The following is a 20031-nucleotide window of genomic DNA, read 5'->3' on the forward strand; positions in this document are numbered from 1 at the left end:
CCGCGTGATTGCGGTCAAGCTCCTAATCTGGTCGGATGGTGTCGCGCACGAGAAGTGGCAAAGGCCCGATACGGAGGTCACCCCATGGCAATCGGCGAGGCTCGGCGAGAGCAGATTTTTCCGACACTGTCCGCCCTTCAGATCGCGACGGCGCGTCGCTTCGCGAGCGGTGCACCGCGCCGCTTCGACCCTCGTGACGTCGTCTATGAAATCGGCGCCCGCAACGCCCCCTCCTGGCTGATCCTCGATGGCTCGGCTGACGCGATCCGGCGTAGCGCAGCCGGCCAGTCGTCGGTGGTCACCACCTACGGTCCCGGTCAGTTCACCGGCGAGACCAATCAGCTCTCGGGCCGTCCATCCCTCATGTCGGTCGTGGCGGGTGACACTGGCGCGGTCGCGATACCCTTTGATGCGCCGCATCTCCGTGCGCTTGTCATTGGATCGGCGGATGTCGGTGAAACGATCATGCGCGCCTTTATCCTCCGGCGCGTCATGCTGATCGAGGAGGGGCAGACCGGCGGCGCAGGGTCGATCCTGATCGGACGCCGGGATGATCCCGACATCGTCGGGTTGTCGGGGTTTCTCACCCGCAACGGCTACCCTCACACTGTCATTGCCGCATGCGAGGCAGAGGGTCGCGAACTGGTCGAACGGCTCGGCGTCGCCCCCGAAGATCTGCCGCTGATGATCTGCCCGAACGGCACATTGCTCAGAAGCCCGAGCAATGCGGATGCCGCGTCCTGTCTCGGCATCACACCTGATCTCGATMCGAAGATTGTCCATGACGTGGCGGTCATCGGGGCCGGGCCGGCCGGGCTTGCCACTGCCGTCTATGGCGCATCCGAAGGGTTATCTGTCCTGGTCCTGGACAGCCGCGCCTTTGGCGGCCAGGCGGGCGCATCCGCCCGGATCGAAAACTATCTCGGCTTTCCGACCGGCATCTCCGGACAGGCCCTCGCGGGGAGGGCCTTCAATCAGGCGGCGAAGTTCGGCGCCGAACTCGCCATTCCGCTGACCGTCGAATTGCTCCGCTGTAACGGAGCGGGTGCGGAAGCCCCGTTCACCCTCGAGCTCAGCAACGGTGGCACTGCGCGGTCGCGCACCATCGTGATCGCTTCGGGAGCGCGCTACCGGCAGCCCGACATTCCCAACATCGACGAGCTGGAGGGGGCCGGCGTTTCCTACTGGGCATCGCCCGTCGAGGCGCGACTTTGTGCCGGCGAGGACGTCGTCCTCGTCGGCGGAGGAAACTCCGCGGGCCAGGCGGTTGCCTATCTCGCACCGCAGGTCAGGCATCTGCACCTCGTGGTGCGCCGACCCCTCGAGCAGACCATGTCCCGGTACCTGATCGATCGAATCGCGGCGTTGCCCAATGTCGAGCTGCATGTGGGCAGCGAGATTGCCGATTTGCACGGCGACCGGGCGACAGGCCTGACCGGGACGACGTTTCGGGACAGCCGGACTGGTGCGATCCGGGAGTGCACGTCGCGCCACCTCTTCCTGTTCATCGGTGCCGATCCCAATACGCACTGGCTCGACGGCTGTGTGGCGCTCGACGGAACGGGCTTCGTCCTCACGGGGGAGCGCGCCGGTGACGGCGGGCGGCTGCCGCTCGAAACCAGTTGCCCAGGCATCTTTGCCGTCGGAGACGTGCGTGCCGGCTCGACCAAGCGGGTCGCCGCCGCCGTCGGCGAAGGTGCCGCCGTCATCGCGCAGATCCATTCCGTCCTGACACGGAACGTCGGACCCGCATTGAATGCGGTGCCGCAAGCTTGATGGAACGTGACCTCTACAACACCCCAGGGCCAGCTACGCTGAGGTGCATGCTCCGTTCAGCGGAATCTTGAAAGCCTTCGAGGGGCGGGACTGAAGTGCGCCACATCCAGACATTGGCTCACTGCCCGGAAGCGGACATCAGGATAGCTCGACCGCTTGCCCGGATCCGACCCATCTGAGACGTTGGGGCTGCTCGCTTCAGGGTTAGGTGGTTGTGGTCAGCCTCGCGACCGCTCCGACGATGTGCCGGAGCTGAAGTATTTTCTCCAAGCGCTCAACTTTTTCGAACTCCGGCGGGATCACCTCAGCGTCGTAGCCGGTCGTGAAGCCGAGCCGACAATTCCGAATGGTACGTCGAGATAGCGCCATTGTAAGGCTCCGCAGATTTCCGGGTCCTATTCACGAGCCATTCATAGCATGCAGCCAGTTTCGGCTAGCGCCAGATGCGGATTGGCTCCTGCCCGAAAGCGCACGTGGCCGATAGGGCAACGATACGCACGCTAGCGGGACGCGTCGGATTCCTGATTATCGGCGATCTGAAGAGGCCATATGGACATTTGGAGAGGTTTGTCTGGGAGACATCTAAAGTCGTGGCCGGTTCTTTAGTGTTCGGAGCCAGCATTCGCGGTCACGGCCGCACTGCAGCCCTGACCGGAATATCCAGCGCAACCATCAAACGGCCTCGGTCAGTTATCAAGGTCGTCCACGTCCGCGGAAAAATCAAACCCAACAGGGTTCGTTACGACGTAAGACCGCCCTGACTTCTTGACGTTGCCCCGTAATTTCACGGCTTGGTATCGGCCGTGAGCCTGGGTTGCCTTGTTGTAGTCGTCGAGCGGAAGTGTCACGACGACCTTACGGAGCACTTCGTCGATCGGTGCGTAAATCGTCACGCGCCCGCTAGGCTCCCCATCMTCCCTTTCCAGCCTGACAACAGGTCCTTGGACTAGGTAGTCTTCCAGAGTGTCCGTCGCTCGAAAAAGTCTTGCCGCTTCGGTGATTGCCGGGACGACGTCCTTGCTGATCACGACCCGCGAAAGGACATCGCTTGGCATCGGCCGATTCTGTGCCCATGCTACCGAGACAGCAATCGACGTGGGATCGCCGACTTTGAAAAGGCGGCTCACGGCCTCGCACAGGTTTGCGCTGACGCCATCGGCGACGGCGTCCTGAAATGGCTGGAAGCTTCCGCTGATAGACGCTTCGGCGGCGGCATCCACGGTGAGGCTGACGGATCGTGACAGCGTGCGGGTTACCCGACGCTCGAAGGGGTCCTCCGGAAATAGGTTCGTGTCGCTGTAAGCGTTAAGCTGGGGGGCCACAGGCGAAAGCATGGTCAGAACATAGCTGCCGTGTTCGGTCTGTCCCAGGCGGGCCGTTTCCATGTACTCATTGGCCTGCTGCGGCTTCCGCGCGTGGAAAACCGAACGTGGCTTCACAGCTGCGCACGCGGCCGCGAGAAGGATCTCACGAGCCTCTTCGAACAGGGTTAGTCCCTCGTCGATGCGTATCGAGCCGCCTGCCGCGTCAGAAGACTTCGCGGCGACGCGTACGACATCGAAACCGGAATTCAGCAGGTCTCGGATGATACTCAGCTGGGACCGCTCCTCCGCGACCTCCAGTTCGCGCAGGACGCCGCTCAGGAGCGAKACGTAATCGGATGCCCGCTTGTAGGGTATCACCAGCTCCGCGTCGGGCTTCTGGTCGTTGACCCAGACGGAGAACTTTCCAGCCGTCTCGCTATATCGCGTCCAGCCCTTCGCGCGCAGGTAACCGATAACGCTCAGGGGGCTGAGCGCGGAGATCGCGTCCTTGTCGGTGATGAGCGCCTTCATTGCAGTTCATCCGCGGCGACGACGCCGGACAGATCCTGCCCATTGCTGATCCTCGTCATCATCGACTGCAACGATAGCGGGGAAAAAACGTTCAATCGTGGCAGGTGCACGACCCGCGAGTCCTGGTCTGGAAATTCCGGAAGCCCTTTCAGCGAGACCCAATAGCCGCAATGGCTCAGGGCGAGCTGTTGTTCGCTCTGGGCGAGCCAGTTCGGAAGCGACTTTGGCGTGAGAACCACAACCAAGATCCGAGGTATCGAGACCTGCTCGTCCMGCAGGATGTCATAGGTCTCGATGTCGAGGGCATAGGAGGTGTGCTCCCCTTCGGCTGCGGAACTCAGCAGACTTTTCGCCTGCACGGCGATCATCGGTTTCGTAAACATCGTGCCACGAACCCGGGAGCCTATCAGCCAGTCGATCTTGTCGTTGTCCGGTCGCGGCGAAGAGATCGAGCATCCCGCCACTGCCGCCACGGCCTGAATGTAGGCGCTTGAGAATGCTTCCTGCCGGGCCGTAACGTCATTGTAGGGTCTCAGAATAGAAGCCGATGACACATCTACCCCCGACTGCGCCGACGTTCCTCAGTATGGTCTTTACCTGCGTCAGTCTCCATAAATTCCTAATTTCGGGCGGGCCCATTCCTAAGGCTCTGCGGGCGGGGCATGCTCCCGACACCGGAAGAGAAGCACAGGGCGTGAATTGATGTCGTTCGATATTGCCGAGTTGAAAAATAACAAGCTGTGCTTCGAATGCGTCGGCGAGAGCTTTCTAAAAAGAGAAATGCTGACCCACGGCAAGGTCGCTGAGTGTTCGTATTGCGGCACTCAGCAAGAGAGCTACACGCTCGCGACCATGGCAGAGCGGATCTCCGAAGTGTTCAACGAGCACTACAGGCGCACCTCCGATCAGCCCAATTCCTTCCAGCAGATGATGCAGGCGGATAAGGAGGGGACCTATGAGTGGGAACGGGATGGCGAGGAAGTCATCAATGCCATCGCCAACGCCGCCGAGATCTCCGCCGATGCCGCGCGAGACATCCAAGAGATCCTCGACGACGAGAACGGTGACTACGACGCCTCTATGAGTGGTTTGGAAACCGAATTTGCTGCGGAATCCTACTATGAGGAAAGGAGGTCGACCATCGATGCCTGGCATGGGGAATGGAGCTCATTCGAGCGATCGCTGAAGACGGAGGCGCGCTTCTTCAGTCAGACGGCCACGAAACACCTTGTTTCGGTATTTGGCGACATCGAGACGATGCGAACCAAGAACGACGGCCCCCTGCTTGTCGATGCTGGTCCGGGCACGCCGCTGGAGGCCTTCTACCGGGCCAGAGCGTTCCAATCCGAGGACAAGCTCGTCGAAGCCATGGGCCGGCCAGACAAGCATCTGGGATCGGCCCCTGCGCACCTATCGAGTGCAGGACGGATGAACGCTCGCGGCATATCGGTATTTTACGGCGCGAGCACGGCTCTCGTTGCTCTTGCCGAGGTCCGACCTCCAGTCGGCAGCCAAACCCTGGTCGGGCGGTTCGAGATCATCCGACCTCTGCGCCTGCTCGATCTCACGGCGCTGAGCGATGTCGTGGAGCGCGGAAGCATCTTCGACCCAAGCTTCGGAAGGCGGCTAGAGCGAGCGATGTTCCTCCGGTTCCTGAGCAAGAAAATCACGCGACCAGTGATGCCGGACGATGAGGCTTTTGAGTACCTGCCCACTCAGGCGATCGCCGATTTCCTCGCGACCCAGAAGGAGCCTGCGATCGATGGCATCCTGTTCCCATCGGTGCAGGCGGCAGGCGATGACCTGAATGTCGTGCTCTTCCATAAGGCCGCACGCGTCGAAACCTATGAGGTGCCGAAGGGGACGAGGATCGAAGGCAAGACCTACGAACAGCATGCCGATGGGGAGGACATCGATTATTCCGTGATCGAATGGCTCCCGCCCGAGGAAAGGAAGATGGCCGCTCCGTCACCCGGCTGGCCGGATTTCGCCGCGATACATGGCAACCCTTGGATCGAACCCGACGTGGATAGCAGAGAGCCGGCTCTGCGCGTCGACATGAAATCGCTCAGAGTCCACCACGTGGACAGGGTAAAATACGACACCACCGACTACCGCGTGTCGCGCAATAGCTACCAATGGCGGGATGGCGGATTCTAACGTGACGGACAGCGCGTCGGCGGTGGGAGTAATCTAGATGGGTGGAGCGGCTGCTTCCGCGGTGGCGACCGCAATGACGACGGCTGACTGGGCGTTCGTCGTCTCGATCTTCTCGGCGATCGTCTCGCTGGTCAGCCTGGCATGGACGGTGTGGAGCAAGTGGCTTCACCCCAAGCCAAAGATCCGGATCGGCTTTGCCGTCATGCACATCATCGACGAGAACGGTAAGTCCCCTCCCTTCCTAGAAGCAAACGCGACGAATTTCGGTCCCACAGACACGACGATCACTAACCTCGTCGCCCGGTCACGCGCGGACGGCTGGTGGTACAAACTCGGGCGAGACAGGTGGACTTGGGGCGTGATGGTCACCGCCAACAACATCCCCGATGCAATCCATGCCAGAAGGGCCGCCCATGGCGGCATGCCAGTGACCGGTGGGAGAGAAGTTCTCAACCTACCTGCCGTTCCGGCACGAACACCTCCGTGATGACAACGACGTCGACATCGGCTTCAGCGACATCTTCGGCCGGTATCACTGGGCGCCTAGAAAGAGCCTCAAGACGGTGGTTGGCAGCATTAGAGAAAAGTGGCCCAAGGTGACCGACGGCAAGGGGGAGTAGGGCGATGGAACCGTACACGAAAGGCACCGCCGAGATCCGGCACCGGACGACCGGGGTCGTCTACGAAATCGAGAGCGACGAACTCGAATGGGAGCAGAACGGCGGCGAAGAGCGGGGCATGGGGTCCGAGCTGCGCTATGAGGCCATCGTCGAGCACCCGCATCTAGGGACACTCACTTGGGCTTTGTGGGAATACCCGCTCGGGATCGAGAATAACGACGACACCGATGTCGGCCGGCATGAGGTCATCAAGAACTTCGACTTCGGCCTTGAACATGTGCCGGACGCGGAGGACGAGTATTGGCTCAATGACGATACCCCGCCTGATCCGTTCCGAATCTACCACGATTCTTATCACATGACCGGTGACCTGCTAGCCGACCATGGTGGGCTAGGCGGGGGTCATCTCCTCAACCGGATGATCTTCTCACATCAGATCACGGCGCTCGAAGCTTACCTAGGCGACACCCTGATCAATGCGACGTTGAACGATCCCGCGGCGATGGGCCGGTTGATGGAGAAGGACACTGAGCTGAATAAGCAGAAGTTCACGCTGGTGCAGATCGCCGAGGAGCCTGATCTTGTCGAGAGACGCGTGCGGACCTACCTCCAAGAGATCCTCTATCACAACCTGGAACGGGTGAACTTCCTCTATTCGACCGCCTTGCAGTTCCAGATCCTGCCGTTGGCGAAGGATAGCGCTGCGCTGATCGCAATGATCAAGCTCCGTCACGACTGCGTTCACCGGAACGGCTTCAACAAGGACGGAACGCAACTTACGATGTTCACAAAGCAGTATGTCCAGGCTGCTGCCGATATGATCCGGGAGTTCGTGGAAAAGATCGAAAAACAGGTGCTGTTGGTCAGTAGGCCACCTCAGCCGAAGGCTGCTAGGCGGGCCAAGTCGACCTTGTTCCCCAACTCTCCTTAGGGCGCCCTCCCGATGCAACATACCGCATGACGCTGCATGAAAAAGTGCCAGCAGTTGCAATAGTGGGACGTAAAAAGCGCGCAGGCGCATCATCTCTCGGCGCACTCGGAAAATGGATTTGAATGCGCCCACAAGCTGACATTCCGAAAGTCGGGTGAAGGGCCACCCGTGGCTGCTCGATCAACAGGCCCAGCAGACTGCCCTGAAGCAGACGTTCCGCATGTCTGCAAAGGGCCATCTTCCCCCGTCTGGCGCTCTGCCGCGAACGTCTCACTTGGGTCGCGAGCGGCCATTTCGCCAATAACCGACATGGGTGGCTAGCTGAAGTTCGCTAGGTCCGCTCCGCAGGACCGGATGTGCCCATATCGGCCCTTGGGATCACCTCTGCCAGCGCCCGAAGGCGGACGTTAGCCGGTTCTCGCGTGGAAAATTTGGAGGGAGCGGCATGTCCATTCAACGGCGAGGTTGGCGACAGCGGCGGCTATAGCACTATTGAACTATAGGTCGCCGTGACGCTCGCGATCTGTTTTGCTTTTGCTTGCCGGAGAACACCGCGTGCCTGCAGTTTGGATACTGGCTGCAGCCGACGAACGAGCGCCCGGTCTTCGTTTTCCTTTCGACCAACTGACCAACTCGGCAGGCCGGGCATCGCTGTAGCGCTTGGCCGTCGATGGTTTCGAAGCGGATCTCCTCACCAGCGGCCTCGCAGAGTTCTTGGATGTAGCGCGAGGGTCGGGCACTGTCGGCCAGCATGAAGACGCCGCGGCTGGCCCGGGTCAAGGCGACGTAAAACAGGCGTCGTTCCTCTGCGTACTCGAAGGTCTCGGGATTGGGAATCACTAGGTTCAGCAGCTCGTCGTCTTCGACACGGCTCGGAACACCATAGTCGCCCTCGCTGATGTCGAGCAGGATAGTGTAGTCCGCTTCGAGACCCTTCGAGCGGTGGAAGGAAAGCGCCGAAACCTCGATATGCGCGAATGCCGGCATACGGCCGGCGAACGGATCGAGATGGTTGTAGCGCCAGAGAACGAGTACTCTAAGCTTCTGGCTTGCCGTGTCGCGCCGCTGCTCCGCGACGATGCTTCCCAGGAACACATCCAGCCGGGATAATATCCGCAGGCAGGCTGCGCCGAAGTCCGGCCTCTTCTTTGCGCCTTCGATCGGGATGACGCGGATCGATTTGGGTATAGCGGGCCGTATAGACCGTACCGACTTCCTGAGTTGCTCTGGGTTCCGTTGAACGAAACGCGCAGCTGTCTCCGCGATTAGCTGGTTGCAGCGGTAAGTTTGCTCGAGCCGACCTTGCCAACTTGTGCCGAAGTTCGGCTCGAATCTTGTGAAGAGGGTCACATCCGAGCCAGCAAAACGGTAGATAGACTGCCAGTCGTCGCCCACGGCAAAGAGTTTGGAGAACGGCTTCTGGTCTCGCAGCGACTTAATGAGTTTAGCCCTGGGTCCAGATATGTCCTGGAATTCGTCCACTAGGATCAGCGAGTACGGACAGGTGTATCGTTTCGTCTCAACCAGCTGCGTCGCGTCGGCGATCATGGAATCGAAATCGATCCGTTCGGCATCCACGAGCTTTTTGGAATAGGCTTGGGTGATTCTGTAAACGACGCCCGAAAATATCCGTGCGCGTTCCTTATCTTGGAGCGACTGCGCAAGCTGCAGCAGCGTATCGAGCGTCAGGTGGCTCGCCCGGATGTGCTTGACGCACGTGCCGATGATCTGGTGGTAGTGCCTGACCACCACTGGCTCCAGCGCCTTCGCAATATCGCTATACTGCTTCGCCACGAGTGGTATCCCGCGACGCTCAAGTTGCTCGCGCATGACATCGAAAATCGTGCCGTCCTTGGCCTGGGCGGATCGCGTCTCGAAAAAGTCGATCTGCCCGACCTGATAGTCCCGGCGCTTTGCCTCGGCGTGGACGACATAGTCCTCGAACGGTGAGGCGCCGTTTGCATCGATCGCGAAATGCTCGTGCACGGTACCGGTCGCCGGATAATAGAAGTCGGGATGAATATGGCGGACGGCGCCTTCCGCGTCCCGCACCTCGACCTGTCGTTCGTATTAGAACGCGACCGAGTTCAACCAGAGCCAGTTGGCGATCGACTGTTCCTGCAATGATTTGACGTAAATTCCGGCCAGCGAGCCGATCGTCGCCTTACCCCTGGTCCGCCGCTCCGTGACGTATCGTTGGTAGTCAACCTCGCTGTCGAACGTTTCCCGGGGGATATCGGCCTTGGGATGCAAGACCAGGAGATCAACCCAAAGTCGCATAAACTCCCCGTCGGAGCTGACTAGTTCAACGATGATTTCCTCAATCGCCTTGGCTTCCCCGGCGGGATGTTCGACCCAGTTGGCAAGCTGGGGCGGCCGCCCGTCGACCTCCTGGATTATGCCGCGGCCCAAAGCGTGGAAGGTCGTCACACGACATTCAAGTTTGTCGGGCTCCACCTTCAATTGCCTGGCGATGCGCTCCCTAAGCTCACCGGCCGCCTTCTTGTTGAAGGCCAAGACCAGTATTTCGTCAGGGCGTACTAACTTCTTCGCGAGCACATACGCTACCTTGCCCACCATTGTGGCGGACTTGCCCGATCCCGCCGACGCAATGAGCAGGTTGTTGTCCTCGAGGCGGATACAGGCCTCACGCTGCTGCCCGGACAACGACCGGCCGTCCAGGTCGTCGAAGAACGCCGCAAAAGCGGCCAATTCGGCCACGACGAACCGCTCGTTGTAGTGATGGCGCACGTTCGGATCGGTTAGGAAGGAGTGGGAGGCCGGCAAGGCGGCCTCGAGCGTCTGCGCCATCCGCCTGGGATCGAACAGGGGGTGCGAAAACGCCGTTGCCGCCTTTCCTGGCACGCCGGCAATTGCGCTGGCGAGGTCCGAATTCGCCAGATACCGGTGGTTGTCCGTCACGACCGCGCCGAGTCTCGCGTCGATCTCGCGCAGCTGATCAGTCTCGGAACGGATCAGCTCGCCCAGATATTCGTTGACGAACGCCACGAGGTCGGCCGCGAGTTCGTCTGCGGCGTTTCGGCCGAGGCCCGATAAGCGATCCACCTTGGTCCTCGAGCGGATCTCAACGGCGTGCCACAGGGCCCCTTTCGCGGTTTGGACCGACACGAGGTCTAAGCATTCCAACTCGGTCTCGCCGCCGCCCGACACCAGGCAGATACCGGCAGTCGAACGCTGACCGGGTGTCAGTTTCCAGTTCTCGCCGGAGAACAGTCGGGCGAATAGTCCGGGACGATATGTGCGGGCGCGCTTCAGCATGGCTGTCTTAATCGAGAACATGGCGAGCGTGAGCTTAGCAAAGTGCGAGTTGACAGGGCTCGACAGCTGTTTGCCCTCGAGAGCGGAACGTCAACTATTTGCTGAATGCGAACATAGCGGACGGGCAGCTTCCGGCCCTGGCCGGCGCACGCATCAGACTGTCTGAGAGCAGACGTTGTCAGAGTCCGGAATGGGCCATCTTCCCCAATCTGGCGCTCTGCCGCGAACGTCTCGCTTGGGTCGAGAGCCGAACTCTTGTCAGCACACTCGTAGCGTCTGCTTCTTCGGCAATGCGCCAATGTCCGCATCTGGCGCGGGACGGAAGCGCCTTCACGCGCCTTCCAACTCTTGTGGTCCGCGATGGCCACGCGACCGCCGCTTCCGCGCGCTCGGAGCAACGCAGTAGGTCGCCGCCGTGCCGCCGTGCCAAAGCCGATGTGAAGCTCGCGCCGAACGCTGGCCGGAAACCCCGACCGTGGCGATCACAAATCATGAGGAGTACCGTGTGGTGCTCGAACGCATTGGCCAGATCGAGGATCTCAGGAAGATCAGCGATTCCGAACGCCTCAAATTGAGCATGCTGAGAGCTGCAGTCGAGGATTATCAAGCCCTATCCGATTGCAGCTCCAAGCCAACGGCGTCATCTGATCTTGTCTAGCCGCCTCGCTACCTGAGGCGAGACGCCACTAGGCGTGCGGCGGCGCCATCGGCGCGACCGCCGAGTAAGATCTCACGCAAGCGACGGAGATCTCGGTGACGGAACCGGTGACGAACGGGTATCCGACAAAAGTCGTCTACATCGGCGCGCCTATCGTACTGGTGTTAGACCCGCCGATCTGTATGGTTTGCCCCAAAAATTAATGGGGGGATCAAACAAATAATGCCCGAAAAATATAAGGGCTTCGAGCTCAAGGGGAGCACGCTTCGCAAAAAATGCGAGGTTGCGATTAATCTGGGCGACAAGCGGCACCACATCGCCACAGGCGATACAATGGACGACGCCTATATCGCAGCCCGTGCCTGGCTTGATCGGTCCTTTGCTGCTGCAAAGCAGGGCCGACGCGAAACCCACATCGCAACTGCTGAACAGTATGAGACGTACCTTCGCACCCAACTTCTAAAGCGGTACGAGCGCGCGATGCTGGCGGAGAACGCAGCCGGAATCAAAACGGCAGGCGAGCTCGCTCGCGCTGCTGGATGGTCGGATTACGGGACGGCGAATCTCCATTACGGCAAGTTGGGTCGAAAGGTCGGTGAGGCGCTTTCGCTGACCTTCAAGAAAATGGAACATGATGGATCGGATTTTCTGATCAGCGCTCTCGCCAACGAAGTTAGCGGGACTAAGACAGAGCGCGTGAATTGGAAATTTGAGATGCACCCAGAACTTGTGCAGGCACTAAAAACCGTTGGCATTGTCGAGTAGCCGTTGGCGATGGTGATTTCACCCCGCACGCGTCATTGGGGGCCTCGGCGCCTCGGCGCCTCTGGTTCTTCGGCAGCGGCGAGTGGTGTTGATCCGCCCCCGCCGAGAGGTCCGGGTTGAATGTTAGTGGGCGGTTGGCAACGGCAGCCGCGCGCTTCCCGCTATGACGTCGTGAAGACCGCGCTATCTCGCTAGATTGCTCTTTTCGGGTAGAACAGCACCTCCTCACGTCAGCCACAGCGGGGCTTTGATCGCCGGAGGGGCATATTCGAAATAAACCGAGTCTCCTCGGCGGAACCCGTAGTCAGGGACCCCATTAGCTCGCGTGACACGATTCTGGTCGGCAATGAAGCCATTGGGAGTCCGATTTTCGGTGAACTTAGCGGATTGGTGTCGGGTTATTCGTGTGCAAACCGGCATGCGATTGGCCGCACATAATCGACATTTTTCTTAATCCTACAGGCAACAAATAACTGATAAATTTGACGGCCCCTACGCTCGAAATTGCGGAGGCTAGCTTCGGCGCCCAATGGGAAACAAGCCGCGCCGATACACATGTTGGCCCAGCGCAATTCGCTTAGAGACATTGCGGCACTGCATAATCAGAGGATTCTCGCTCCTCAAGGAGTGAATTCCAGGCCAATAGCGTTTCGAACAGTTGGTTCGAAGTTACGCTATTCGGGCGCGCCATTTTTGGCTCCTTCTCAGGAGCACTGCTTACGGTTCGTTTTCAGGGCCATTTGTAAGCTTTCATTCAAGCACGATTCAGCGCTCTGCACTCGGCCGAAGGCCATGGGGTGGTCGATCTTCGCCAACGCGTGTCGTTCTGCCAGCGATCGATCCGGCCGCGTGTCGGTCATGTGCCCGGTCGTCCCATGATTTCGGCGCGGTTCGCGCGATCATGGCCCATTTTACCCCACGCGCCTATCGCGGGGCCTGCTGGGCCGAATCGTCGTGCATCCAGTCTCTCGATCGCCTGCTGAGCATTCCCCGTGAGCAGGGTGGTTGTTGCCGCTCCTTGTCGACCGCAAGGCAGCGCCGCTGCCAAGCGCTGGCGACTGCGCGCCAATTCGAAGCGGCGTGGCTCAGCGTGAGATCCGACGAACGACCGGGCGCAATGGACTGAGCATGATGCGGCACCGTCACTGCTCAGATGCTGCGATCCGTTTTGGGGGCGAAGCCGAAGAGATTGCCACCCGATCGGTCCACGGCAGGGGAACAGCTGCCGTTCAAGGACGTTGCGCAACCAGGAGGACGCGCGATGAAGGCTTCAGTGATGACGCTATTGCTACTCACCGCATTGGCGGCGAGCGCCTGCAACACGACCCAGCAGAGGATCGGCGGTGCCGCTGCCGGAGCGGGAACGGGCGCACTTGTCGGTGGTCCGGTCGGTGCGGTCGTTGGGGGCGCTGCGGGGGCGGTCACGGCTCCCACCGTGGTGCGCGCAACACGGCGTGCGACGCGTTAGCCGTAGGCGCTGAGCGGCCGCTGACTTCGGACCATTTCAGCCTCTTCCACCGCCTCAGGCTCGGCGCGGACGCATATCATCGCTTGCGGGTTGCGGGTGGTTCAGCCGTAACGCCCCTCGAGCCGCCGATCGATCCCTAGTGCCGCGAGCGTGCAGAGCGCGCCCGAGAGCAGATAGACGCCAACCCAGGCGAGCCCGAATTGGCTGGACACGGTCAGCGCCACGAGTGGCGCGAAGCCCGCGCCGAGCAGCCAGGCAAGATCCGAGGTCAGCGCTGCGCCGGTATAGCGGTACTGGGTGCCGAAGCTCGAGGCCACGGCGCCGGCAGTCTGGCCGTAGGAGAGCCCAAGCAGGCCAAAGCCGATGATCACGTAGATCGTCTGCCCGGCCAGGCTGTCGCCGAAGAGCAGGGGGGCGATGATGCTCGACAGGCTGAAGAGCGCGATCATTCCGCCAGAGACAAGGAGCGTGTTGCGGCGGCCGATCTGGTCGGCGATCAAACCGGAGGTGACGATCGCGCCGAAGCCAACCACGGCGCCGGCCGCCTGCACCATCAGGAATTCCGAAACCGAACGTTCGGTGAAGAGGTTGATCCAGCTCACCGGGAAGATGGTGACGAGGTGGAACAGCGCGAAGCTCGCCAGTGGCACGAAGGCGCCGAGGATGAGGGTGCTGCCGCGCGCCCTGACCAGTTCAAGGACCGGCATGGGCATGAGCTCGCGGGTTTCCATGAGCTGGGCGAACTCGTGGGTTGCGACCATCCGCAGCCGCGCGAACAACGCCACGACATTGATCGTCAGCGCGACGAAGAAGGGGTAGCGCCAACCCCAGTCGAGGAAATCTTCCCGCGACAGCGAGCCTTCGAAATAGGCGAACAGCCCGGCGGCAAGGATGAAGCCAAGCGGAGCACCGAGCTGTGGCAGCATGGCGTACCAGCCGCGGCGGCCGGCGGGCGCGTTGAGGGCGAGCAGGGAGGAGAGCCCATCCCAGGCTCCGCCGAGCGCGATGCCCTGCAGGAGCCGGAAGATCGCGAGAATGATGCCGGACCAGATGCCGATCGTGGCATAGCCGGGCAGGAAGGCGATGGCGGCCGTCGCGCCACCGAGGAGGAAGAGCGCAACGGTAAGCTTGGCCGCGCGGCCGTGGCGACGGTCGATCGCCATGAACAGCACTGTGCCGATCGGGCGGGTTATGAAAGCCAGCGCGAAGATCGCGAAGGCATAGAGCGTCGCGGTCAGCCGGTCGGCGAAGGGGAACACCAGCTCGGGAAAGACCAGAACGCAGCCGAGACCGAAGACGAAGAAGTCGAAATATTCGGAAGTCCGGCCGATGATCACGCCGATCGCGATCTCGCCGGGCGAGACATGGTCGCGCCCGTGCTCGTCCGTCAGGTGGCCCGATGTATGGTTCGCTGCCTCAGCGCTCATGACCGGGAACCCCTCGTTATCGGGCGGGTCGGATCGTACGGGCTTGCCCGCACCTCATGCAAATGGATACGGTGGATCGCAGATACCCGTCAAACCTTCGCAATGGGACAGATTGTCTGATGGGTGATGCGAAGGAATGGGCATAGAGAAGGTTGTTCCGGCGGCAGGGAGGTCTCGAGTCTCTTGCGGATCCTTCGATTTCTAACGGTTCTGCCTGTTTTCGCGATGCTCGGCGGCTGCCAGATGGTGCTCTTGGCACCGTCCGGCGATGTTGCCGTGCAGCAGCGAAACCTGCTGCTGACCTCCACGGCGCTGATGCTCCTGATCATCGTGCCGGTGATGGCGCTGACGGTGTTCTTCGCCTGGCGCTACCGCGCTTCGGCCAACGCGACCTATGACCCCGACTGGCACCATTCGCTGCCGCTCGAGGTGGTGATCTGGGCGGTTCCGTTGCTGATCATTATCGTCATCGGTGCGATCACCTGGATGGCCACGCATCTGCTCGACCCCTACCGGCCGCTCGGGCGCATCAGCGCGGCGAAGCCGGCTGCCGCTGCGAGGATGAGCGAGAACGCGCCACCGCAAGGGCCGTTGGTCATCCAGGTGGTGGCGCTCGACTGGAAGTGGCTGTTCCTCTACCCGGAGCAGGGCATCGCCTCGCTCAATGAGGTCGTGGCGCCGGTCGACCAGCCGATCGAATTCCGGATCACGTCCTCCACCGTCATGAATTCCCTCTTCATTCCGGCGCTGGCGGGGCAGATCTACGCCATGCCGGGCATGCAGACGAAACTCAACGCCGTGATCAATCATCCCGGCGATTTCGAGGGCTTCTCGGCCAATTACAGCGGCGCCGGCTTCTCCGACATGCGCTTCCGTTTCCGCGGCGTCGACCGCCAGGGCTTCGAGGCCTGGACCCGAGCCGCGCGCGAAAAGGGCGGGCCACTCGGACGCGAGGAATATCTGGTGCTGGAACGCCCAAGCGAGCGCGAGTCGACGCGGCAGTTCCGCGATGTCGCACCGGACCTGTTCCAGGCGGTCCTCAACATGTGCGTCGATCGCGCCAAGATGTGCACGCGCGACATGATGGCGATGGATGCCAAGGGCGGCGGCGGCAGGGAGGGGATCTCGACCGTGATGGCGCTCGAATACGACAAGAGCGTGCGCCGGGGCGGGCAGCCGATGCCGCCGCGCCCCTTCGTCACGGCGATCTGCACACCCGCCGACGTCTACGGTACCGCGGGCGTCACCGCCCGCGTTGCCAACTGAACCGCGTCCGAGATGGTCGCCGCTAGCGAGACGAGGGATCCATGACCTCCTATCCCGAATGGTGGAAGCTGGTGTTCGGCCGTTTCACCTTCGAAGCGCTGCCGCTGCACGAGCCGATCCTGGTGGCGACCTTTGCTGTCGTGGTGCTCGGCGGCCTTGCGCTCCTCGTGCTGATCACGCGGATGAAGGCCTGGGGCTATCTCTGGAACGAGTGGTTCACCAGCGTCGACCACAAGAAGATCGGGATCATGTACATGATCCTGGGGGTCATCATGCTGCTGCGCGGCTTCGCCGACGCGCTGATGATGCGGGGCCAGCAGGCGATCGCTTTTGCCGGCAGCGAGGGCTACCTGCCGCCGCACCATTACGACCAGATCTTCACCGCCCATGGCGTCATCATGATCTTCTTCGTGGCGATGCCCTTCGTCACGGGGCTGATGAACTTCGTCGTGCCGTTGCAGATCGGCGCGCGGGATGTCGCCTTCCCATTCCTCAACAATTTCAGCTTCTGGATGACGGTGGGCGGCGCCGTGCTGGTGATGGCCTCGCTCTTCATCGGCGAATTCGCCAAGACGGGCTGGCTTGCCTACCCGCCCCTCTCAGGTGCCGCCTACTCACCCGGGGTGGGCGTGGACTACTATCTCTGGGCGCTGCAGATCGCGGGCGTGGGCACAACGCTCTCCGGCGTCAACCTGGTGGCGACCATCATCAAGATGCGCGCGCCCGGCATGGACATGATGAAGATGCCCGTCTTCACCTGGACGTCGCTGTGCACCAATGTCCTGATCGTCGCGACCTTCCCGATCCTGGCGGCGACGCTCGCGCTGCTGACGCTCGATCGCTATGTCGGCACCAACTTCTTCACGAACGATCTCGGCGGCAACCCGATGATGTACGTGAACCTGATCTGGATCTGGGGGCACCCCGAGGTCTACATCCTGATCCTGCCGGCCTTCGGCATCTTCTCGGAGGTGGCCTCGACCTTCTGCGGCAAGCGGCTCTTCGGCTATGCCTCGATGGTCTATGCGACGGTGGTGATCACCATCCTGTCCTACCTCGTCTGGCTGCACCATTTCTTCACGATGGGCTCGGGCGCCAGCGTCAATTCCTTCTTCGGCATCACGACGATGATCATCTCGATCCCGACGGGCGCGAAGATCTTCAACTGGCTGTTCACGATGTATCGCGGCCGCATCCGCTTCGAGCTGCCGATGATGTGGCTCATCGCCTTCATGCTGACCTTTGTCATCGGCGGCATGACCGGCGTCATGCTGGCGGTGCCGCCGGCCGATTTCGTGCTGCACAACAGCCTGTTCCTGGTTGCGCATTTCCATAACGTCATCATCGGCGGCGTCGTCTTCGGCATCTTCGCCGGCATCGCCTACTGGTTTCCGAAGGCCTTCGGCTTCAAGCTCGATCCGTTCTGGGGCAAGCTCTCCTTCTGGTTCTGGGTCGTCGGCTTCTACGTCGCCTTCATGCCGCTCTATGTGCTCGGCCTGATGGGCGTGACCCGCCGCTTGAATCGCTTCGAGGACCCCTCGTTGCAGATCTGGTTCGTGATCGCGGCAATCGGCGCGGTGCTGATCCTGTTCGGCATCCTTTGCTTCCTCATCCAGATCGCGGTCAGCATCATCCGTCGCGATGCCTTGCGCGACACGACCGGCGACCCCTGGGACGGGCGCACGCTGGAATGGTCGACGTCCTCGCCTCCGCCGGATTACAATTTCGCCTTCACCCCTGTGATCCACGACCATGACTCGTGGTCCGACATGAAGAAGCGCGGCTATCAGCGCCCGCTCGCTGGCTTCCGGCCGATTCATATGCCGAGGAATACCGGGGCCGGTGTCATCATCGCGGGCTTCGCGACGCTCTGCGGCTTCGCGCTGATCTGGCACGTCTGGTGGCTGGCAGCGCTGACTTTCGTGGGCGCCGTGGCGAGTGTGATCACGCACAGCTTCAATTACGACCGCGACTTCCACATCCCGGCAGAGACCGTACTGCGCGAAGAGGATTCGCGCAGCAAGCTGCTGGCCCGGGCCTGAGGAATGATGATGGCGAAGGCGGCAGCACAGGTCCCGGTCCGAAACGGCGCCCCGACGTTCTACGTCACGGAAGAGGAGCACGAGCACTCCGGCGGCTCGACCATGCTCGGCTTCTGGATCTACCTGATGAGCGATTGCCTCGTCTTCGCGGTGCTGTTCGCGACGTTCGGGGTGCTGGGGCGCAACTACGCGGCGGGGCCGTCCGGCGCCGACCTGTTCGATCTCAGGCTGGTGGCGGTCAATACCGGCCTGCTGCTGGTCTCCTCGATCACCTATGGCTTCGCCATGCTGGCGATGGAAAAGGGCCGGCAGGCCGCAATGCAGAGCTGGCTCGTCGTGACCGGCCTGTTTGGCCTCGGCTTCCTCGCGGTCGAGCTTTACGAGTTCGCCCACCTGATCCACGAGGGCGCGACGCCGATGCGCAGCGCGTTCCTCTCTTCCTTCTTCACGCTGGTCGGTACGCACGGGCTGCATGTCACTTTCGGCCTGATCTGGCTGGTCGTGCTGATGAGGCAGGTCGCAAGACACGGACTGATCGAGGCCAATTGCCGCCGGCTGATGTGCCTGAGCATGTTCTGGCACTTCCTCGACATCGTCTGGATCGGCGTCTTCACCTTCGTCTACCTGATGGGCGTGCTGAAATGAGCGGAAGCCAGAATCACGCCGAGCCGCATGGCGAGCACGGGGACGCCCATGGCGCTCCCCATGGCAGCCTGCGCGGCTACATCACCGGCTTCGTGCTTTCGGTCATCCTGACCGCGATCCCGTTMTGGCTCGTCATGAATGACGTGCTCGGTCACGCGACTTTGACCGCGCTCGTGATCATGGGTTTCGCGGCGGTGCAGATCGTCGTCCACATGGTCTATTTTCTTCACATGAACGGCCGCTCCGAAGGCGGCTGGTCGATGATGGCGCTGATCTTCACCATCATCATCGTGGTGATCGTGCTCTCGGGCTCGCTGTGGGTCATGTACCACCTCAACGCCAACATGATGCCGAGCGACATGCACAGGATGTGAGGCTGGCGTCGTGACGTTCCCGGACGCGGGGCAGGGGCGCCGACCGCGCACGGCCCATGTCGTTTTTGTCGCCGCAGCCTGCGTGCTTGCGCTCATCTTCGCAGGGCTCGGCATCTGGCAGATGCAGCGGCGGGCCTGGAAGCTCGACCTCATCGTCCGTGTCGAGGCACGCATCCACGCGCCGCCAGCGGCCGCGCCCGGGCCGGCGGAATGGGGCAGGATCAACGCCGCCACCGACGAATATCGCCGCGTTGCATTGCAGGGGCGCTATCTCCCCGGGCCGGAAACGCTGACGATGGCGGTGACGGAGCGCGGCCCCGGCTTCTGGGTGCTGGCGGCGTTTCGAACGGATGCCGGCTTTACCGTTCTCGTCAATCGCGGCTTCCTGCCGGAGGGGCGGCGTGGGCCGGACGAACGGCGCAAGGTTGCCGGCGAAGCGGCGAGTCCCATCGGGTTGCTGCGGCTGAGCGAGCCGGGTGGCGGCTTCCTGCGTGCGAATGATCCCGCCGCCGGGCGCTGGTATTCCCGCGATGTCGTGCAGATCGCGCAGGCACAGGGCGTCGGAGAGGTCGCACCCTATTTCGTCGATGCCGACGCTGTCTCCGAGCCTGGCCCGCTGCCGCAGGGCGGGATGACACAGGTCAGCTTCCGCAACACGCATCTTGTCTACGCGCTGACCTGGTTCTGCCTTGCATTGATGAGCGCGGGGGCGGCGGCCTATGTGATCCGGGGCAAGGCCGACGAGCCGCCGTCAGCATAAATGCAGCGAACCCGCGGCTTCCGAG

Annotated in this window: 16 protein-coding genes; 11 read left to right on the forward strand and 5 right to left on the reverse strand. The window is 61.7% G+C overall.

What is annotated here, in order from left to right:
- Window positions 1-84: 84 nt before the first annotated feature.
- Window positions 85-1776, forward strand: coding sequence for an FAD-dependent oxidoreductase (locus tag AC1DIO_RS20910; RefSeq protein ID WP_476854023.1), 1692 nt, complete (start codon window positions 85-87; stop codon window positions 1774-1776).
- A 686-nt stretch (window positions 1777-2462) separates the two neighbouring features.
- Here AC1DIO_RS20910 and AC1DIO_RS20915 read toward each other — a convergent pair.
- Complete coding sequence (locus tag AC1DIO_RS20915) at window positions 2463-3611, reverse strand: hypothetical protein (protein WP_476854024.1); 1149 nt, start codon at window positions 3609-3611, stop codon at window positions 2463-2465.
- On the reverse strand, window positions 3608-4165 hold the full coding sequence (locus AC1DIO_RS20920; protein ID WP_476854025.1) for a DUF4365 domain-containing protein: 558 nt from the start codon (window positions 4163-4165) through the stop codon (window positions 3608-3610). The genes AC1DIO_RS20915 and AC1DIO_RS20920 overlap by 4 nt, the downstream gene beginning before the upstream one ends.
- Before the next feature lie 148 nt (window positions 4166-4313).
- On the opposite strand from AC1DIO_RS20920, the gene AC1DIO_RS20925 reads away from it, so the two are divergent.
- The 3 genes from AC1DIO_RS20925 (at window position 4314) to AC1DIO_RS20935 (ending at window position 7322) form a co-directional block, all read left to right on the forward strand.
- Window positions 4314-5771, forward strand: a complete 1458-nt coding sequence (locus AC1DIO_RS20925) for an RES family NAD+ phosphorylase (protein WP_476768797.1) — start codon at window positions 4314-4316, stop codon at window positions 5769-5771.
- 73 nt (window positions 5772-5844) lie between these two features.
- A complete protein-coding gene (locus AC1DIO_RS20930; RefSeq protein WP_476768798.1) occupies window positions 5845-6258 on the forward strand; it encodes a hypothetical protein in 414 nt (137 codons plus the stop codon).
- Between the two features lie 137 nt (window positions 6259-6395).
- On the forward strand, window positions 6396-7322 hold the full coding sequence (locus tag AC1DIO_RS20935; RefSeq protein WP_476854026.1) for a hypothetical protein: 927 nt from the start codon (window positions 6396-6398) through the stop codon (window positions 7320-7322).
- A gap of 489 nt (window positions 7323-7811) precedes the next feature.
- On the opposite strand, the gene AC1DIO_RS20940 is transcribed toward AC1DIO_RS20935, so the two are convergent.
- Window positions 7812-9374 (reverse strand): UvrD-helicase domain-containing protein, encoded by a 1563-nt coding sequence (locus AC1DIO_RS20940; RefSeq protein WP_476854027.1) that lies wholly within the window; start codon window positions 9372-9374, stop codon window positions 7812-7814.
- Between the two features lie 18 nt (window positions 9375-9392).
- Window positions 9393-10601 carry a UvrD-helicase domain-containing protein gene (locus AC1DIO_RS20945; RefSeq protein ID WP_476854028.1) on the reverse strand — a complete coding sequence of 403 codons (1209 nt, stop codon included), beginning with the start codon at window positions 10599-10601 and terminating at the stop codon, window positions 9393-9395.
- 880 nt (window positions 10602-11481) lie between these two features.
- Between AC1DIO_RS20945 and AC1DIO_RS20950 the strand changes: the two genes are divergently transcribed.
- Window positions 11482-12024, forward strand: coding sequence for a hypothetical protein (locus tag AC1DIO_RS20950; RefSeq protein ID WP_476854029.1), 543 nt, complete (start codon window positions 11482-11484; stop codon window positions 12022-12024).
- Between the two features lie 1261 nt (window positions 12025-13285).
- Complete coding sequence (locus AC1DIO_RS20955) at window positions 13286-13492, forward strand: hypothetical protein (protein ID WP_441492172.1); 207 nt, start codon at window positions 13286-13288, stop codon at window positions 13490-13492.
- Between the two features lie 101 nt (window positions 13493-13593).
- Here AC1DIO_RS20955 and AC1DIO_RS20960 read toward each other — a convergent pair whose 3' ends face one another.
- On the reverse strand, window positions 13594-14919 hold the full coding sequence (locus tag AC1DIO_RS20960) for an MFS transporter (protein WP_441505619.1): 1326 nt from the start codon (window positions 14917-14919) through the stop codon (window positions 13594-13596).
- A 126-nt stretch (window positions 14920-15045) separates the two neighbouring features.
- Between AC1DIO_RS20960 and cyoA the strand changes: the two genes are divergently transcribed.
- Genes cyoA through AC1DIO_RS20985 form a run of 5 tightly spaced genes read left to right on the forward strand, consistent with a single transcriptional unit; the run spans window position 15046 to window position 20006 of the window.
- Window positions 15046-16185 (forward strand): ubiquinol oxidase subunit II, encoded by a 1140-nt coding sequence (gene cyoA / locus AC1DIO_RS20965; RefSeq protein ID WP_441505618.1) that lies wholly within the window; start codon window positions 15046-15048, stop codon window positions 16183-16185.
- A gap of 41 nt (window positions 16186-16226) precedes the next feature.
- On the forward strand, window positions 16227-18227 hold the full coding sequence (cyoB, locus tag AC1DIO_RS20970; RefSeq protein WP_441505617.1) for a cytochrome o ubiquinol oxidase subunit I: 2001 nt from the start codon (window positions 16227-16229) through the stop codon (window positions 18225-18227).
- A gap of 9 nt (window positions 18228-18236) precedes the next feature.
- A complete protein-coding gene (gene cyoC, locus AC1DIO_RS20975; RefSeq protein WP_441505616.1) occupies window positions 18237-18872 on the forward strand; it encodes a cytochrome o ubiquinol oxidase subunit III in 636 nt (211 codons plus the stop codon).
- Window positions 18869-19246 carry a cytochrome o ubiquinol oxidase subunit IV gene (gene cyoD / locus AC1DIO_RS20980; protein ID WP_476854030.1) on the forward strand — a complete coding sequence of 126 codons (378 nt, stop codon included), beginning with the start codon at window positions 18869-18871 and terminating at the stop codon, window positions 19244-19246. Before cyoC ends, cyoD begins: the two co-directional genes overlap by 4 nt.
- A 10-nt stretch (window positions 19247-19256) precedes the next feature.
- Complete coding sequence (locus tag AC1DIO_RS20985) at window positions 19257-20006, forward strand: SURF1 family protein (RefSeq protein WP_441505615.1); 750 nt, start codon at window positions 19257-19259, stop codon at window positions 20004-20006.
- The last annotated feature ends 25 nt before the right edge of the window (window positions 20007-20031 follow it).

It is taken from the genome of Allobosea sp. 05T439, assembly GCF_056396005.1.

Excerpts from the sequence above, each read along its gene's own strand:
- AC1DIO_RS20925 (WP_476768797.1), top strand. The coding sequence starts at position 4,314 with ATGTCGTTCGATATTGCCGAGTTGAAAAATAACAAGCTGTGCTTCGAA.
- AC1DIO_RS20930 (WP_476768798.1), top strand. The coding sequence starts at position 5,845 with ATGACGACGGCTGACTGGGCGTTCGTCGTCTCGATCTTCTCGGCGATC.
- AC1DIO_RS20935 (WP_476854026.1), top strand. The coding sequence starts at position 6,396 with ATGGAACCGTACACGAAAGGCACCGCCGAGATCCGGCACCGGACGACC.
- AC1DIO_RS20945 (WP_476854028.1), bottom strand. The coding sequence starts at position 10,601 with ATGCTGAAGCGCGCCCGCACATATCGTCCCGGACTATTCGCCCGACTG.
- AC1DIO_RS20950 (WP_476854029.1), top strand. The coding sequence starts at position 11,482 with ATGCCCGAAAAATATAAGGGCTTCGAGCTCAAGGGGAGCACGCTTCGC.
- AC1DIO_RS20955 (WP_441492172.1), top strand. The coding sequence starts at position 13,286 with ATGAAGGCTTCAGTGATGACGCTATTGCTACTCACCGCATTGGCGGCG.
- AC1DIO_RS20960 (WP_441505619.1), bottom strand. The coding sequence starts at position 14,919 with ATGAGCGCTGAGGCAGCGAACCATACATCGGGCCACCTGACGGACGAG.
- cyoA (WP_441505618.1), top strand. The coding sequence starts at position 15,046 with ATGCGAAGGAATGGGCATAGAGAAGGTTGTTCCGGCGGCAGGGAGGTC.
- cyoB (WP_441505617.1), top strand. The coding sequence starts at position 16,227 with ATGACCTCCTATCCCGAATGGTGGAAGCTGGTGTTCGGCCGTTTCACC.
- cyoC (WP_441505616.1), top strand. The coding sequence starts at position 18,237 with ATGGCGAAGGCGGCAGCACAGGTCCCGGTCCGAAACGGCGCCCCGACG.